General features: G+C 64.8%; 12 protein-coding genes and 1 tRNA gene. 8 read left to right on the top strand and 5 right to left on the bottom strand.

Annotated elements, in window-relative coordinates; all coding sequences use genetic code 11:
• Positions 1–66 precede the first annotated feature (66 nt).
• Positions 67–570 carry a hypothetical protein gene (locus ACQKOE_RS00375; RefSeq protein WP_427511071.1) on the bottom strand — a complete coding sequence of 168 codons (504 nt, stop codon included), beginning with the start codon at positions 568–570 and terminating at the stop codon, positions 67–69.
• Between the two features lie 133 nt (positions 571–703).
• On the opposite strand from ACQKOE_RS00375, the gene ACQKOE_RS00370 reads away from it, so the two are divergent.
• Positions 704–2,134, top strand: a complete 1,431-nt coding sequence (locus ACQKOE_RS00370) for an FAD-binding oxidoreductase (protein WP_427511070.1) — start codon at positions 704–706, stop codon at positions 2,132–2,134.
• Between the two features lie 69 nt (positions 2,135–2,203).
• Complete coding sequence (locus ACQKOE_RS00365) at positions 2,204–2,977, top strand: SapC family protein (protein ID WP_427511069.1); 774 nt, start codon at positions 2,204–2,206, stop codon at positions 2,975–2,977.
• Positions 2,978–3,193: 216 nt separating this feature from the next.
• On the opposite strand, the gene ACQKOE_RS00360 is transcribed toward ACQKOE_RS00365, so the two are convergent.
• Entirely contained in the window at positions 3,194–4,141 is a 948-nt protein-coding gene (locus ACQKOE_RS00360) for an N-formylglutamate amidohydrolase (RefSeq protein ID WP_427511068.1), read from the bottom strand.
• A gap of 146 nt (positions 4,142–4,287) precedes the next feature.
• Here ACQKOE_RS00360 and cpdR point away from each other — a divergent pair, with 146 nt between their 5' ends.
• From cpdR to ACQKOE_RS00345, 3 genes are all read left to right on the top strand, one after another.
• On the top strand, positions 4,288–4,662 hold the full coding sequence (gene cpdR / locus ACQKOE_RS00355) for a cell cycle two-component system response regulator CpdR (protein WP_427511067.1): 375 nt from the start codon (positions 4,288–4,290) through the stop codon (positions 4,660–4,662).
• An 80-nt stretch (positions 4,663–4,742) separates the two neighbouring features.
• Positions 4,743–4,817, top strand: a tRNA-Val gene (locus ACQKOE_RS00350).
• An 88-nt stretch (positions 4,818–4,905) separates the two neighbouring features.
• Positions 4,906–5,883 (top strand): phosphatase PAP2 family protein, encoded by a 978-nt coding sequence (locus ACQKOE_RS00345; protein ID WP_427511066.1) that lies wholly within the window; start codon positions 4,906–4,908, stop codon positions 5,881–5,883.
• A 59-nt stretch (positions 5,884–5,942) separates the two neighbouring features.
• Here the strand turns inward: ACQKOE_RS00345 and ACQKOE_RS00340 are convergent, their stop codons facing one another.
• Positions 5,943–6,710: a crotonase/enoyl-CoA hydratase family protein gene (locus tag ACQKOE_RS00340; protein ID WP_427511065.1), complete on the bottom strand. Its 768-nt coding sequence runs from the start codon at positions 6,708–6,710 to the stop codon at positions 5,943–5,945.
• 136 nt (positions 6,711–6,846) lie between these two features.
• Between ACQKOE_RS00340 and ACQKOE_RS00335 the strand changes: the two genes are divergently transcribed.
• The 3 genes from ACQKOE_RS00335 to ACQKOE_RS00325 all read left to right on the top strand — a co-directional run bounded on the left by ACQKOE_RS00335 (position 6,847) and on the right by ACQKOE_RS00325 (position 10,167).
• The gene (locus ACQKOE_RS00335; protein WP_427511064.1) at positions 6,847–8,070 is read left to right on the top strand and encodes an NADP-dependent isocitrate dehydrogenase; all 1,224 of its coding nucleotides are present in this window, start codon (positions 6,847–6,849) and stop codon (positions 8,068–8,070) included.
• Between the two features lie 112 nt (positions 8,071–8,182).
• Positions 8,183–9,967 (top strand): cation:proton antiporter, encoded by a 1,785-nt coding sequence (locus tag ACQKOE_RS00330; protein ID WP_427511063.1) that lies wholly within the window; start codon positions 8,183–8,185, stop codon positions 9,965–9,967.
• Positions 9,968–9,996: 29 nt separating this feature from the next.
• Positions 9,997–10,167, top strand: a complete 171-nt coding sequence (locus tag ACQKOE_RS00325; RefSeq protein ID WP_374589766.1) for a hypothetical protein — start codon at positions 9,997–9,999, stop codon at positions 10,165–10,167.
• 129 nt (positions 10,168–10,296) lie between these two features.
• Here ACQKOE_RS00325 and alaS read toward each other — a convergent pair whose 3' ends face one another.
• Together alaS and ACQKOE_RS00315 are read right to left on the bottom strand one after the other, a co-directional pair.
• On the bottom strand, positions 10,297–12,942 hold the full coding sequence (gene alaS / locus ACQKOE_RS00320; protein WP_427511062.1) for an alanine--tRNA ligase: 2,646 nt from the start codon (positions 12,940–12,942) through the stop codon (positions 10,297–10,299).
• Between the two features lie 53 nt (positions 12,943–12,995).
• Complete coding sequence (locus ACQKOE_RS00315) at positions 12,996–13,811, bottom strand: class I SAM-dependent methyltransferase (protein ID WP_427511061.1); 816 nt, start codon at positions 13,809–13,811, stop codon at positions 12,996–12,998.
• Positions 13,812–13,887 lie beyond the last annotated feature (76 nt).

The following is a 13,887-nucleotide window of genomic DNA, read 5'->3' as shown; positions in this document are numbered from 1 at the left end:
GCGGCCTAGGCGCAAAGGCCTGCAAAAGTCAAGAAAATGCGCCCGCCGCCACCATTTTGGCAGCGATCAATCGTTGATCTGGACGACCTGGCGGAAGCCGCTGACCTGGCAACCCATCCCGCTGCGCGATTGCAAGCGGTCGCGGCCCGCGCAAATCTGGGCATCAGAATTGCGCGCGACGATGAAGCCGGAATAGAATTCGCGGCCCTGGCAGCCCTTCTCCAGCCTGGCCGTGACCATCCGCCGGTCGCGCAGGAACAGCAGCAGGCGCGAATTGTCGATCGGCTGCACCCCGGAAATCGAATCCATCGTCAGGCATTTGCCGATCTTGCGCTCGACAAAGCGCGGGCCGTCGCGCTCAATCTCGCTATCGAAGCGCATGGCATCCAGCGGCATCGGCGCGGGGCGCGGATTGATCCGCACGGTCACGCGTTGCTGGATCGAAACCTGCTCCGCCGCCTGGGGCTGGAACGGATCGAGCGGGAAAGCGGCATCGCGCGGAACTTCCACCACGCCCAGTCCGGGCAGCAAGAGCACCAAGGGTGCCAGGATTTGCGCGATGGTTTGCATGGCCCCGGTCAATAGCGCCCCTGTTTGAACGACCGCTTAACCTCAAGCAGGGCCACTCGGCAAGCTTGCTCGGCAAAGGCTGCCCGGCGGGGACTCGCAACAGGCCCCCGCCCTGTGCCATAGCGCGCAGACGATGAGCCCTGCCGCCGATCCCTTCCTGTCCGAAGCCCTCGCTCTGCTTGGCCCGCGCGGCCTGACCGCCGATGCGGAGCTGATGGAGCCGTGGCTGACCGACTGGCGCGGCCGTTATACCGGAGCGGCGCACGCGCTTGCTTCGCCTGCCGATGCACAGGAACTGGCCGCGTTGGTCAGGCTCTGCGCCCGGCACGGCGTGCCGATCGTCCCGCAAGGCGGCAACAGCGGCATGTCGGGCGGCGCGACGCCCGATGCCAGCGGCGTGGCGCTGATCGTGTCGCTACGGCGCATGAACGCCATTCGCCGCCTCGATCCCCAGGGCCGCACGGTGGTTTGCGAAGCGGGTGTCATCCTGCAAGACCTGCACGAGGCGGCAGAGGCCCACGGCCTGCGCTTTCCGCTTACCCTGGGCGGCAAGGGTTCGGCCACGGTCGGCGGGCTGATTTCGACCAATGCCGGGGGCACGCAGGTCTTGCGCCACGGTTCGATGCGCGCGCAGGTGCTGGGAATAGAGGCGGTTCTGGCGGACGGAACGATCTATTCCGCGCTCACCCCGCTGAAGAAAGACAACCGCGGCTGGGACTTGAAGCAGCTGTTCATCGGCTCCGAAGGCACCCTGGGCTTGGTCACCGCTGCCACGCTGCGGCTGGTTCCGGCTGCACCTGCGCGAATGGTGGTCTGGGCCGGGTTGTCCTCCATCCAGCAAGCCCGCGCCCTCCTGCTTCACTGCGAGGCACAGGCCGGCCAGGCGCTGGAAGGGTTCGAAGTCCTGCCCCAGTCCTGCCTTGACGCGGTGCTGGCCTACCTGCCGGATGCGCGTGCACCGCTGGAGGGCAAGCACCCATGGCACGCTTTGATCGAACTGGTCGGGGACGATCCGCAAGCGACCGGAGAGGCCATGCTCGCTTCGGCGCTGGAGGCCGGACTGCTGGAAGATGCGGTCGTTGCCGCGTCCGAAACCCAGGCCGACGCCTTCTGGAACCTGCGCGAATCGATTTCCCCGGCGGAACGCGCCAAGGGGCCTGCCATGCAGCATGACATTGCCGTCCCGGTGGAGCGCATGGCAGATTTTCTGGAAGCTGCCGTTCCCGCCATGGAGAGCCGCTGGCCCGGCACCCGCGCTTTCGGCTTTGGCCACCTGGGCGATGGCAATGTCCATTTCCACGTCCAGGCTCCTGCCGGGGTGGACCGCGCCGCGTGGGAAGCGGGCGACGGCAAGGCGATCAGCCAGGCCGTGGACGATCTGGTAACCGCCTGGAACGGCACGATTTCGGCAGAACACGGGATTGGCCAGCTCAAGGTGGACGAACTGGAACGGCTGGGCGATCCGGTCGCCCTCGCATTGCTACGTAAGGTTAAGGGCGCACTTGATCCCGATGGGCTGCTCAATCCCGGCAAGCTGCTTGCGCGGCGGGCGCCAACCGCCTAAAGGCGCGAGTTCGTGCCTGCCTGGAAGTCATGCCGGGTTGGATCCGCATAGAATTCTGGAGAGAAACCCATGGCCAGCGCGCCGCAATCTGCCAACCTTCCGCTGTTCTACAAAGACCTGATGCCGCTCAACAGCCGCGATCACGGCGAATGGAAGAGCAAGACCACCGAAACCGCCAGCTGGATGGTGGGGCAGCACGCTATTCCGCTGACCGCAGAAGAATTCGTCCACGCATCGCGCAATTACCCGATCGTTTTCTCGGTTGCGGATAACCCCGTTCCGCTCGCCCTGATGGGCCTGAACGAAGGCGTGAACACCTTCTTCGACAACGAAGGCAAGCTGATCAATCCAGCCTATGTCCCGGCCTATGCCCGCCGCTATCCGTTCATGCTGGCCAAGCTGAACGCCAACACCGAAGAACTCTCGCTGTGCTTCGACCCGACCAGCGACCTGCTCGGTGATTTTGCCGAAGGCGCGGCGCTGTTCGAAAACGGCGAACCGAGCGAATCCTGCAAGGCGACCCTGGAATTCTGCCGCAACTTCGAAGAAGCCGGCTTCCGCACCCAGGCTTTCGTCGATGAACTGGTCAAGCACGACCTGCTGATGGACGGCGAAGTGTCGATCCAGCAGCAGGGCAATGCCCAGCCCTTCGTCTATCGTGGCTTCAAGATGGTCGACCAGGAAAAGCTGCGCGATCTGCGCGGCGACGTGCTGCGTTCGATGAACCAGAGCGGCATGCTGGCGCTGATCTTCGCCCACCTGTTCAGCCTGGAACTGATGAGCGACGTGTTCGGCCGCCAGGTACAGCAGGGCAAGGGCCCGGTTCCGGTGCCCGCCGCCTGAGCCAGCTCTGGAACGGCCTGATTAGTTCAGGCCCTTCAATGACCTGATCGAGATCGCTTGTCCCGGCTCTTGCAAGAGGGCCGGGACAAGTCTATCTTGGACGATGTCTTGCCGGGCTTCCCTCATGGTCCGGCTGGATACGGTGCACGCATGTGCACCTCCTCCCTGAACCTTGGCCACCTCGTGCAACTTGCACGAGGTGGTTTTTTTATCGGGCTATTCCGCAGCATTGCTCCAGCCGGCGCCGCGTCCCAGGTCCGCCACCTCGGCCGCGAGACGCCGGACCAGGCCGCACAGCAGGTCGACCATCGCGTCGAACCCTTCACCCGGTTCCGCGAGGCGCGAGTCGAGATAGCTGGACCGGTCGATCTCCAGTTGCAGCGCGTGAATGCCATCAGCGGGCGCCGCGTGGCGTTCGAGCACGTAGCCTCCCGCATAGGGGCGATTGTGCGCCGCCCCGCGCCGTCTCTCCGCGAAATAACCAAAGCAGCTGCCGACCAGCGATCCGTGGCAGGTCGTGCCGAACCGGTCGCCCAGCACGAATTCGGGCGCGGGCGCTCCGCCCCGCAGGACCAGCGGCGGCATGGAATGAAGATCGAGCAACATGGCCGCGCCCCACCGCGCCTTGAGTTCGCCTAGCGCCCTGGACAGGCACTCGTGGTATGGCGTGTGGATGCCCGCAATCCGCGCGGTCAGATCCTCTGCCTCGTGCCGGTGCTTCCACAGCTCGCCAAGGCCGTGAATGCGGCGCGGGATAAGCCCCAGGCCCGTCTTGGCCCGCATTCCCGGGGTATAGCTGCCCACGCTGTCAGGCCGCCCGCGCGCGAACATGTCCCAATCCACGTCATGCACGTCACGATTGAGGTCGATCATCGCGCGCGGTGCATGGGCGACCAGCAGGGCCGCGCCGGTACGCCTGGCCACTTCCTGGCCGAGCCGGTCGACATAGCGGTCCTCCAGCTTCAGCGCGGCGAAACCCGGATTGCGCATCCGTTCCAGCAGGCTGCCGGGATAGGCTCGCCCGGCATGAGGCACGGCAATGATCAGCGGCAGGGCCGACGGCTGCGGGTGCGACAGGCTGAAGGCCGGGCCGCCCGCTCCGCCCGGTATTTCTCCCCCGTGCGAGAGGTGCGAATCGCTGGCTTGGGGCTGACCGAAATCCATTGTGGAAAACTGGCCTGCCGCGCTTTGTGTGTCAAAGTCGGCCATGTGGAATTTTAACGATGAATGGTAACCGACAAAGTCTGCAAACTCCGCTAACCGGTGCCGACGCCCAAAAGGCCACGATTTGAATACCAAGAAGGCCCCCCATGATCCGCATTCTCCTAGCCGAAGACGAAGCAGCCATGCGCACATACCTGACGCGGGCGCTGGAAAACGCGGGTTATGAGGTGGTTGCGGTCGATCGCGGGACGGCCGCCCTGCCCTTGCTGACGGAACAAACTTTCGATCTGCTGCTGTCCGACATCGTCATGCCGGAGATGGACGGGATCGAACTGGCGCAGCATTGCGCGGAGGTCAGCCCCAGCACGAAAGTGATGTTTATTACCGGATTCGCCGCCGTATCCCTTAAAGCCAGCCGCGAAGCCCCGCAGGCCAAGATCCTGTCCAAACCGTTCCATCTCAAGGATCTGGTGCTCGAAGTGGAACGTATTTTCGGCCAACAGGCCCAGGCACGCATCTAAGCGCTTGCGAATCCCGGGGAGGCTCGCTAATGGCGCTCCCCTGCCAGGGGCGACGGCTTCGGGCAGAACCTGAATGGTGCGGGCGTATAGCTCAGTGGTAGAGCACTATGTTGACATCGTAGGGGTCGCAAGTTCAATCCTTGCTACGCCCACCATTCACCAAGAACCCCGCAGCGATGCGGGGTTTTTTTGCATTTTGGCCCGGCAATACGATTTTAACCACAATGGCTTAATCCCTGCCGCATGGCGAATGTGACGACACAGCTGAAGCGCTTCCCGGAAATCTGGATCACCGGCGCCATGCTGGCCCTGGTCACGCTGATCGGCTGGATCATCGGAGTGCCGGTCAGCCTGCCGGAAGGCGACCGCGCTGCCTTTGTCGGCATTCATTACCTCTATCCCCTGCTGGGCGTAGGCGTGTGGGGCCTGTTTGCCCTGTTCGGACAGCGGCGGCACCTCGCTTCGACCTTCTTCATCGCCCTGCCCAGCTATGCGCTGATGCTGGTTTGTCATTTCAACCTGAAGCTGTGGCGACCACTGATCAATCCGGTCAACTGGGACGCCTTCTACTGGCAGACCGATAGCTGGCTGCGCCCCGTGGTCGACCTGTGCTTTGCCCTGCGCAAGGCGCTGCTGCCGGTCGTTCCAGCGGACAGCAACCTCTACATGACCGCATTCATTGCGATGTTCTATATCAGCTTCTGCTTTCACGCGCTGCGCAGCGCCCGGGACTTTCGCACCCTGTTCCTCGCCGCGCTGATCTTTCAGGGCGCAGGCGCGCTTGCCTATCTCGTCATGCCGGCACTCGGGCCGTTCCTCTACGAAACGGGACTGGAACCCGCCCAGACCAGCGCCCAGGCCGCCATGCTGGGCAGCTACAAGGATATCGTCGCCGGCGGAGCAGCCTGGATCGCGCAGAACGGCGGAACGCACATCACCGTGGGCCTGGCCGCCATGCCCTCGCTGCACACGGGCGGTTCGTTCCTGTTCCTGCTGTTCGCCTGGCGCCACGCCCCGGCCCTGGTGCCGCTTTACCTCATGCTGTTCGGCTTCATCACTATCGATGCGGTGGCGAGCCGCTGGCACTATTTCATCGACCTGCCGGTCGGCATGTTGCTTGCCTGGGGTTCCGCCTGGGCAGCCGACCGGATCGCGGCGCGCACGGCGGTGTCCGCGCCCTCGGTTGAAGCCGCCGCGACTCCCGCCTTGCTTCCGACCTAAAAAAGAAGGCCCCGGAAACCCGAGGCCTTCGATTCACGTGGCAGCTTCGAAAAAGGGGCTTACTTGCCCTTCCAGTTCGGCTTGCGCTTTTCGGCAAAGGCAGCCGCGCCTTCGCGGGCGTCTTCGCTGGAGAAGACCGGCGCGATGTAGGACGCCTGCTTCTTCCACATCTCTTCTTCCGACCAGCTGTGCGAATCGCGGATGATCGCCTTCGACGCGATCAGGGCGAGCGGACCGTTGGCGGCAACGGCGCGGGCAAGTTCCTTCGCACCTTCGATGGCCGGGCCTTCGACGATGCGGTTGATGAAGCCCAGCTCATAAGCGCGCTTGGCATCGATGAAGTCGCCGGTCAGGGCCAGTTCCATCGCGATGCGGGGCGGAATCTGGCGCGGCAGCTTGATCAGACCGCCAGCGGCGGCAGCCAGGCCGCGCTTGGCTTCGGGAATGCCGAACTTCGAATTGGCATTGGCCACGATCAGGTCGCAGCTCAGCGCCAGTTCCATGCCGCCCGCCAGGGCATAACCATCGACCGCAGCGATGATCGGCTTGGACGGAGTCCATTCGGTCAGGCCGCCGAATCCGCGCCCTTCGATGCTGGGACGCTCACCGCGCAGGAAGCCCTTGAGGTCCATGCCCGAGCAGAACGTGCCGCCCGAACCGGTCAGGATCGCGCAGCGCAGATCGGGGTCCGCTTCCAGCCGGTCCATCGCGGCGGCGATGCCTTCGCACTGCCCCTTGTTCATCGCATTCTTGGCTTCGGGACGGTTCATCGTGACGATCAGGACACCGTCTTCGACTTCGGTCAGGACTTCAGGGGCTTCGCTCATGTTGTGGCTCCTCTCAAACAGGACGTTTAACCGGACGATTAAAGCGCTCTGCCCGCCCCGTCCAGCCCTTACTTGCGCACCGTCACGGCTCTGCTAAGGGGAGCGCGTTTCACATCCCCGGGGAAAGCAAAAGCCAATGGCCAAGATCAAGGTTACGAACCCCGTCGTCGAAATGGACGGCGATGAAATGACCCGCATCATCTGGCAGTGGATCCGCGAACGGCTGATCCTGCCTTATCTCGACATCGACCTTAAGTATTACGACCTCTCGATCGAAAAGCGTGACGAGACGAACGACCGCATCACGGTTGACGCCGCCAATGCAACCAAGGAATTCGGCGTCGCCGTCAAGTGCGCGACGATCACTCCGGACGAAGCCCGCGTTGAGGAATTCGGCCTCAAGAAGATGTGGAAGTCGCCCAACGGCACGATCCGCAACATCCTGGGCGGCGTGGTGTTCCGCGAACCGATCGTCATGCAGAACGTTCCCCGCCTGGTTCCGGGCTGGACCGATCCGATCGTCGTCGGCCGTCACGCTTTCGGCGACCAGTACAAGGCGACCGACACCCTGATCCCCGGCCCGGGCACGCTGCGCCTGGTGTTCGACGGCGACGATGGCCAGACCATCGACCTTGAAGTGTTCAAGTTCCCCAGCGCGGGCGTCGCCATGGCGATGTACAACCTGGACGATTCGATTCGCGACTTCGCCCGCGCCAGCTTCAACTATGGCCTGGGTCTGGGTTGGCCGGTGTACCTGTCGACCAAGAACACCATCCTCAAGGCCTATGACGGCCGCTTCAAGGACCTGTTCCAGGAAGTGTTCGACACCGAAGGCTTCAAGGAAAAGTTCGACGCAGCCGGCATCGTCTACGAACACCGCCTGATCGACGACATGGTCGCTTCCGCGCTCAAGTGGTCGGGCAAGTTTGTCTGGGCCTGCAAGAACTATGACGGCGACGTGCAGTCGGATACCGTTGCGCAGGGCTTTGGCTCGCTGGGCCTGATGACCTCGGTCCTGATGACTCCGGACGGCAAGACGGTCGAAGCCGAAGCCGCTCACGGCACCGTGACCCGCCACTACCGCCAGCACCAGCAGGGCAAGGCGACCAGCACCAACCCGATCGCCAGCATTTTCGCCTGGACCCGCGGCCTGATCTATCGCGGCAAGTTCGACAACACGCCCGACGTGGTGCGCTTTGCCGAAACGCTGGAAAAGGTCTGCATCGACACCGTCGAAGGCGGCCAGATGACCAAGGACCTCGCGATCCTGATCGGCCCGGAACAGCCCTGGCTGACCACCGAAGGCTTCTTCGAAGCGATCGTAAAGAACCTCGAAGCCGAAATGGCCAACTGGAAGTAAGCTCCAGCCAGCCTTTTCCCGGACACGCGGCGGCGGAAGGAAACTTCTGCCGCCGTTTTCTTTTTTGCGCCGCCCCGTGACAAGCGGCCTGCCCCTGCCCTAGGGTGCCGTCATGGCCGGCCCCACTGAATTCATTCCAACTTCATCGCTTGGCGACGCGCTTGTCATTCTGGGCGCGGCGGGCATTGTCATTCCGCTGTTTGCACGGTTCCGCATCACCCCGGTGATCGGTTTCATCCTGGCGGGCGTGCTGGTCGGCCCGTTCGGGCTGGGGGGCATGGCGCCGGAATTCCCGTGGCTGTCCTACGTCACCATCAGCGATCCGGGACGGCTGGCCCCCTTTGCCGAGTTCGGCATCATACTGCTGCTGTTTTCCATCGGGCTTGAGCTTTCGTTCCAGCGCCTGTGGCAGATGCGGCGGACGATCTTCCGGATCGGGCCGATGGAGCTGTTCGGCGGCGGGGCGCTGATTGCGCTAGTGTTGATCTTCCTGGGCAATTCGGTGCCGACCGCCCTGGCGCTGGGCCTGGCGCTGGCCCTGTCCTCCACCGCGCTGGTCCTGCGCATTGCCGATACGACCACGCCGGTCGGACGCGCCGCTCTGGGCACCCTGCTGTTCGAGGATATTGCCCTGGTGCCGATCATCTTCCTGCTTGGCGCCATGGGCCGGGGGGAGCAAAGCGCCGACCTGGGCGATTTCCTGCATACCCTGGGCATGGGCACGCTGGTCATCGTCGCCCTGCTCGGCATTGGCCGGTTCGCCCTGCCCCGCCTGTTCGCGCAGGCTGCCCGGACCAAGAGCCCCGAACTGTTCCTCGCCGCCAGCCTGCTGGTCGTGATCGTGTCGGCCCTGGCGACCGGCGCGGTTGGTCTTTCGCCCATCGTCGGCGCCCTGGTGGCGGGCCTGCTGATTGCCGAGACGGACTATCACGCGGAAGTCGAATCGATCATCGAACCGTTCAAGGGGCTGGCCCTGGGGGTCTTCCTGCTGACCGTGGGGATGAGCCTGGACCTGGGCCTGGTCGTGGCGCGGCTGGGCGAGATCGTCTTGGCCACCGTGCTGATCCTGGCCGCAAAGGCGCTGGTGACCGGCCTGCTGCTGCGCCTTCACGGCTATCGCACGGCTACGGCGACAGAGGCCGGCATTCTCTTGTCCAGCCCTTCCGAAACCACCCTGATCGTCCTGACCAGCGCCGTTGCGGTGAACCTGATTCGGCCGGACGCGGCGCAGTTCTGGCAGATCGTCACCGCGCTGGGCCTGACTGTCACGCCATTGCTGGCGATCTTCGGTCGCTGGCTAGCACGCCGCGTCGACCAGGCCGGTGCGGTCGACAGCCTGCCCGACGAGGGCGAGCGGGAACGCACGCTGATCATCGGCGGCGGGCGCGTCGGACGGCTGGTGGCCGACATGCTGGTCACCCACGGCAAGCCCTACCTGATCATCGATGCCGACGCGGACCAGGTGCGCGAGGCCCGCAAGATGGGTCTGCGCGCGGAATATGCCGATGCGGCCCAGAGCGGCGCGCTGATGCGCTTCGATGCCGAAAAGGCCTGTGCGGTCGTCCTGACCATGGACGAGCCGGTCGCCGTGCTGCGCATGGTGCGCCAATTGCGCAAGGCCTATCCCGACCTGCCGATCCTGGCCCGCGCCCGCGATACCGGCCACGCTGCCGCGCTGTATAAGGCGGGCGCCAGCCACGCGATCCCCGAAGCGCTGGAGGCCTCGCTGCAATTGTCGGAAGCCGCGCTGGTGGAAATCGGCGTGCCGATGGGGCCGGTCATCGCCTCGATCCATGGCAAGCGCGACGAACTGCGCGAAAAGATCATGGAGGAAGGCGACCTGGACGAAAAGCCGCTGCTGCGCACCAGCACGCTTCGGGAACGCGCCCCGGGCTAACGGGTTATTCCTGCAAAGGAGAACCCGAAATGGCCGACCGCGACCCGCACAGCGCCGAAGAAACCCACCAGCTTTCCCACCAGCAGGGCGAGGAAAAGGGCAAGATCAAGCGCCCGCAGCAGACCGACGCGACCATGCCCGAAAAGGACCTGCCGCGCGGCTCCGAACCCGAAACGCGCGGGACCAGCCGGGGCAGGTAATTGTAGTTGAGCGCTTAGCGTAAACCGCCTGGATTGCCGCGTCGGCTCCGCCTCCTCGCAATGACGAATCTGCATCCGTCATTGCGAGCGGAGCGAAGCAATCCAGGGCCGCTCAAGCAGCCTCTTAATTCAGCCCGCCAGCACAGCCTTCGCAGCAGCAATGGCGTCCGCCGCCTTGTCACCGTCCGGACCGCCGCCCTGGGCCATGTCGGCACGGCCACCGCCGCCCTTGCCGCCCAGCGCTTCCACGCCGGCGCGGACCAGGTCGACCGCGCTGACCTTGCCGGTCAGGTCGTCGGTCACGGCAGCGGCGATGCTCGCCTTGCCGTCATTGACCGCAACGATCACCGCCACGCCCGAACCGAGCCGCTGCTTGGCCTGATCGAGCAGGCCGCGCAGTTCCTTGGGATCAAGCCCGTCGAGCACCTGGCCGGAGAACTTCACTCCGCCCACTTCCTCGTCGGCAGCCTCAGCCTTGGCTCCGCCGCCGCCCAGCGCCAGCGCCTTCTTCGCCTCGGCCAGTTCCCGCTCCAGCTTGCGCCGTTCGTCGAGCAGCGCCGCAACGCGGGTTTCGACCTCGTCCGGCGTGGTCTTGAGCAGGCTGGCGGCGCTCTTCAGCGCGTCCTCGCGGCCCACCAGCCACTGCCGTGCACCCTCGCCCGTCAGCGCCTCGATCCGGCGCACGCCAGAGCTGACCGCGCTTTCCGAAACGATGCGGAACACACCAATGTCGCCCAGCGCGCGGACGTGGGTGCCGCCGCACAGTTCGACCGAATAGGTCTTGTCCGTGGTGCGGCCCATGCTGAGCACGCGCACTTCATCGCCATACTTTTCGCCGAACAGCGCCATGGCCCCGGCGGCAATGGCATCGTCAGGCGTCATCAGGCGCGTGACGACCGGATCATTGGCGCGGATTTCCGCGTTCACTTCGGCTTCGATCGCCGCAATATCGTCCGGCGTCAGCGCGGTCGGCTGCGAGAAGTCGAACCGCAGGCGATCCGGCGCGACCAGCGAGCCCTTCTGCGTTACGTGACCGCCCAGGCGGTTGCGCAGCGCCGCGTGCAGCAGGTGCGTGGCCGAATGGTTGGCGCGGATCGCGTCGCGGCGTTCCACGTCGATGTCCAGGCGGACCATGTCGCCCACCTTGATCTCGCCCGCCTCAACTTTGGCCTGGTGCGCGTGGAGGCGGCCGAGCGGCTTGGCCGTATCGACCACCACCAGCTTCAGCCCGGCAGCGGTCGTGATCGTGCCCGCGTCGCCCATCTGGCCACCGCTTTCGCCATAGAACGGGGTCTGGTTGGTGATGACAGTCACCGCCTCGCCCGCCTTGGCGCTGGTCACTTCCTTGCCGCCCTGGACCAGGGCGACGACCTGCGCCTCGCCCGTGGCGGCGGCATAGCCGGTGAACTCGGTCGCGCCTTCGCGCTCGGCAATGTCGAACCAGACTTCGCTGTCCGCCGCCTCGCCAGAGCCCTTCCAGGCCGCGCGTGCCGCCGCCTTCTGCTGGGCCATGGCGGCATCGAACCCGGCCTTGTCCACCCCGATCCCGCGGGCGCGCAGCGCGTCCTCGGTCAGGTCATAGGGGAAGCCGTAGGTGTCATAGAGCTTGAACGCGGTTTCGCCCGGCAGTTCGGCGCCCTCGCCCAGATCAGCCGTCGCTTCGTCCAGCAGCTTGAGACCATTGGCCAGGGTGCGGCGGAACTGCACTTCCTCGCGCTGGAGGGTTTCCTCGATCAGCGGCTGCGCCCGGCCCAGTTCGGGATAGGCCGCGCCCATTTCCGCGACCAGCGCGGGCACCAGGCGGTGCATCAAGGGGTCCTTCGCGCCCAGCAGGTGCGCATGGCGCATCGCGCGGCGCATGATCCGGCGCAGCACATAGCCGCGCCCTTCGTTGCTGGGCAGCACGCCATCGGCGAGCAGGAAGCTGGTCGATCGCAAGTGGTCCGCAATCACGCGGTGGCTGGCCTGCTGTTCGCCCTGGGCCTTCACGCCGGTCAGGCTTTCCGAAGCGGCGATCAGCGCCTTGAACGTGTCGGTATCGTAATTGTCGTGCTCGCCCTGGAGCACGGCGGCGATGCGTTCCAGGCCCATGCCGGTGTCGATGCTGGGCTTGGGCAGTTCGCCGGTGATTTCCCCGGCGGTCTGCTCGAACTGCATGAACACCAGGTTCCAGATCTCGATGAAGCGGTCGCCGTCTTCCTCCGGCGATCCCGGAGGGCCGCCCCAGATGTGGTCGCCGTGGTCAAAGAAGATTTCCGAGCACGGACCGCACGGGCCATCGTCGCCCATGGCCCAGAAGTTGTCCTTGGTCGCAATGCGGATGATGCGGTCTTCCGGAAGGCCGGCGATCTTCTGCCACAGGGCGAAGGCTTCATCATCGGTGTGATAGACCGTGGCGAGCAGCTTGTCCTTGGGCAGGCCCCATTCCTTGGTCAGCAGGGTCCAGGCATGGGTGATGGCCTGTTCCTTGAAATAGTCGCCAAAGCTGAAGTTGCCGAGCATTTCGAAGAAGGTGTGGTGCCGCGCCGTATAGCCGACATTGTCCAGATCGTTGTGCTTGCCGCCCGCGCGCACGCACTTCTGGCTGGAGGTCGCGCGCGGTACGGCGCGGGTTTCCAGCCCGGTAAAGACGTTCTTGAACGGCACCATCCCCGCGTTGGTGAACATCAGGGTGGGATCGTTGTACGGCACCAGAGGCGCGCTCTGCACCACTTCGTGCCCGTTGGAGCCGAAGTATTCGAGGAAAGAGCGGCGGATTTCGTTCGTCGAGGTCATGTCGCCGCCGATAAGCCACGCTTGGCCGAGCGGCAAGCGTCAAGCGCCGGTTTTCAGGCTTTTCCGGTTACAATCCAGGCTGCACCGGCAAAGGCGACCAGGTTTCCGCTGCGGTGCTGCTCCAGCCATTCGCGGATCCACCTATGCGCGCGCTCCCGCTCCTCGCCCTCCAGCGCCCGCAAGGCAGGCGCGGCAGGGCCGATCCGGCTGAAGAAATCGAGCGCGTCCGCAACCGGGTCGTCGCCCACTCCGGCCACATAGGCAAAGTCGGTTTCGGCCAGTTCCACGTCCTGCCAGCCCGCATCAGTCAGGATCGAGCGGACGTGATCCTGATCGGCGAAAGCGAACGGCCCCGGCGCGCGCGGATCGGGATTGGGCGGCAGTTTCAGCAGGCTGGCCATCTCGCTGGCCCAGGGATTCAGCTTCGGGCTGCGGAAACAGCTGAAGATCAGTTCTCCGCCCGGCGCGGCGATCTCCCGCAGGTGGGAAAAGGCACCGCGCGGCGCATCGAAGAACATGACGCCGTGGCGGGAAATCAGCTTGTCGGGACGGAAGCCGCTCGGCGTCCAGGACCCGGCATCGGCTTCTTCAAAGCGCAGGTTGGGATGTTCCGAACCGCGCTTTACAGCCGCTGCCACGAGCGCGGGCGAAACGTCGACTCCGATCACGTTCGCGCCATCGTTGCCCCGGGCAACCGCGATCGACAGCTCACCCGCGCCGCAACCGATGTCGAGGACGTTCTGCCCTTGGCAACTGCCGATTCGCGCCAGCAATCGCTCGGTCAGTCCAGCAAAGGACCGGTCCGTCAGGCGGTAATTATCCGCCCAAGTGCGCCCAACAGCATCGCGCCAGTCTGATCCGGTAGTCATGGACCGAAGTTAAGCACGGCGGACTTGTCGCACAAGGAACAATCGTCGTCATGAAATGACTTGCGACTCATCTTGA

Source organism: Novosphingobium sp. NPDC080210, from assembly GCF_050281025.1.
Taxonomy (GTDB): domain Bacteria; phylum Pseudomonadota; class Alphaproteobacteria; order Sphingomonadales; family Sphingomonadaceae; genus Novosphingobium.
Note: the sequence above shows the minus strand (reverse complement) of the source record. Positions and strands in the feature narration are given on the sequence as shown.

Excerpts from the sequence above, each read along its gene's own strand:
- ACQKOE_RS00375 (WP_427511071.1), bottom strand. The coding sequence starts at position 570 with ATGCAAACCATCGCGCAAATCCTGGCACCCTTGGTGCTCTTGCTGCCC.
- ACQKOE_RS00370 (WP_427511070.1), top strand. The coding sequence starts at position 704 with ATGAGCCCTGCCGCCGATCCCTTCCTGTCCGAAGCCCTCGCTCTGCTT.
- ACQKOE_RS00365 (WP_427511069.1), top strand. The coding sequence starts at position 2,204 with ATGGCCAGCGCGCCGCAATCTGCCAACCTTCCGCTGTTCTACAAAGAC.
- ACQKOE_RS00360 (WP_427511068.1), bottom strand. The coding sequence starts at position 4,141 with ATGGATTTCGGTCAGCCCCAAGCCAGCGATTCGCACCTCTCGCACGGG.
- cpdR (WP_427511067.1), top strand. The coding sequence starts at position 4,288 with ATGATCCGCATTCTCCTAGCCGAAGACGAAGCAGCCATGCGCACATAC.
- ACQKOE_RS00345 (WP_427511066.1), top strand. The coding sequence starts at position 4,906 with ATGGCGAATGTGACGACACAGCTGAAGCGCTTCCCGGAAATCTGGATC.
- ACQKOE_RS00340 (WP_427511065.1), bottom strand. The coding sequence starts at position 6,710 with ATGAGCGAAGCCCCTGAAGTCCTGACCGAAGTCGAAGACGGTGTCCTG.
- ACQKOE_RS00335 (WP_427511064.1), top strand. The coding sequence starts at position 6,847 with ATGGCCAAGATCAAGGTTACGAACCCCGTCGTCGAAATGGACGGCGAT.
- ACQKOE_RS00330 (WP_427511063.1), top strand. The coding sequence starts at position 8,183 with ATGGCCGGCCCCACTGAATTCATTCCAACTTCATCGCTTGGCGACGCG.
- ACQKOE_RS00325 (WP_374589766.1), top strand. The coding sequence starts at position 9,997 with ATGGCCGACCGCGACCCGCACAGCGCCGAAGAAACCCACCAGCTTTCC.
- alaS (WP_427511062.1), bottom strand. The coding sequence starts at position 12,942 with ATGACCTCGACGAACGAAATCCGCCGCTCTTTCCTCGAATACTTCGGC.
- ACQKOE_RS00315 (WP_427511061.1), bottom strand. The coding sequence starts at position 13,811 with ATGACTACCGGATCAGACTGGCGCGATGCTGTTGGGCGCACTTGGGCG.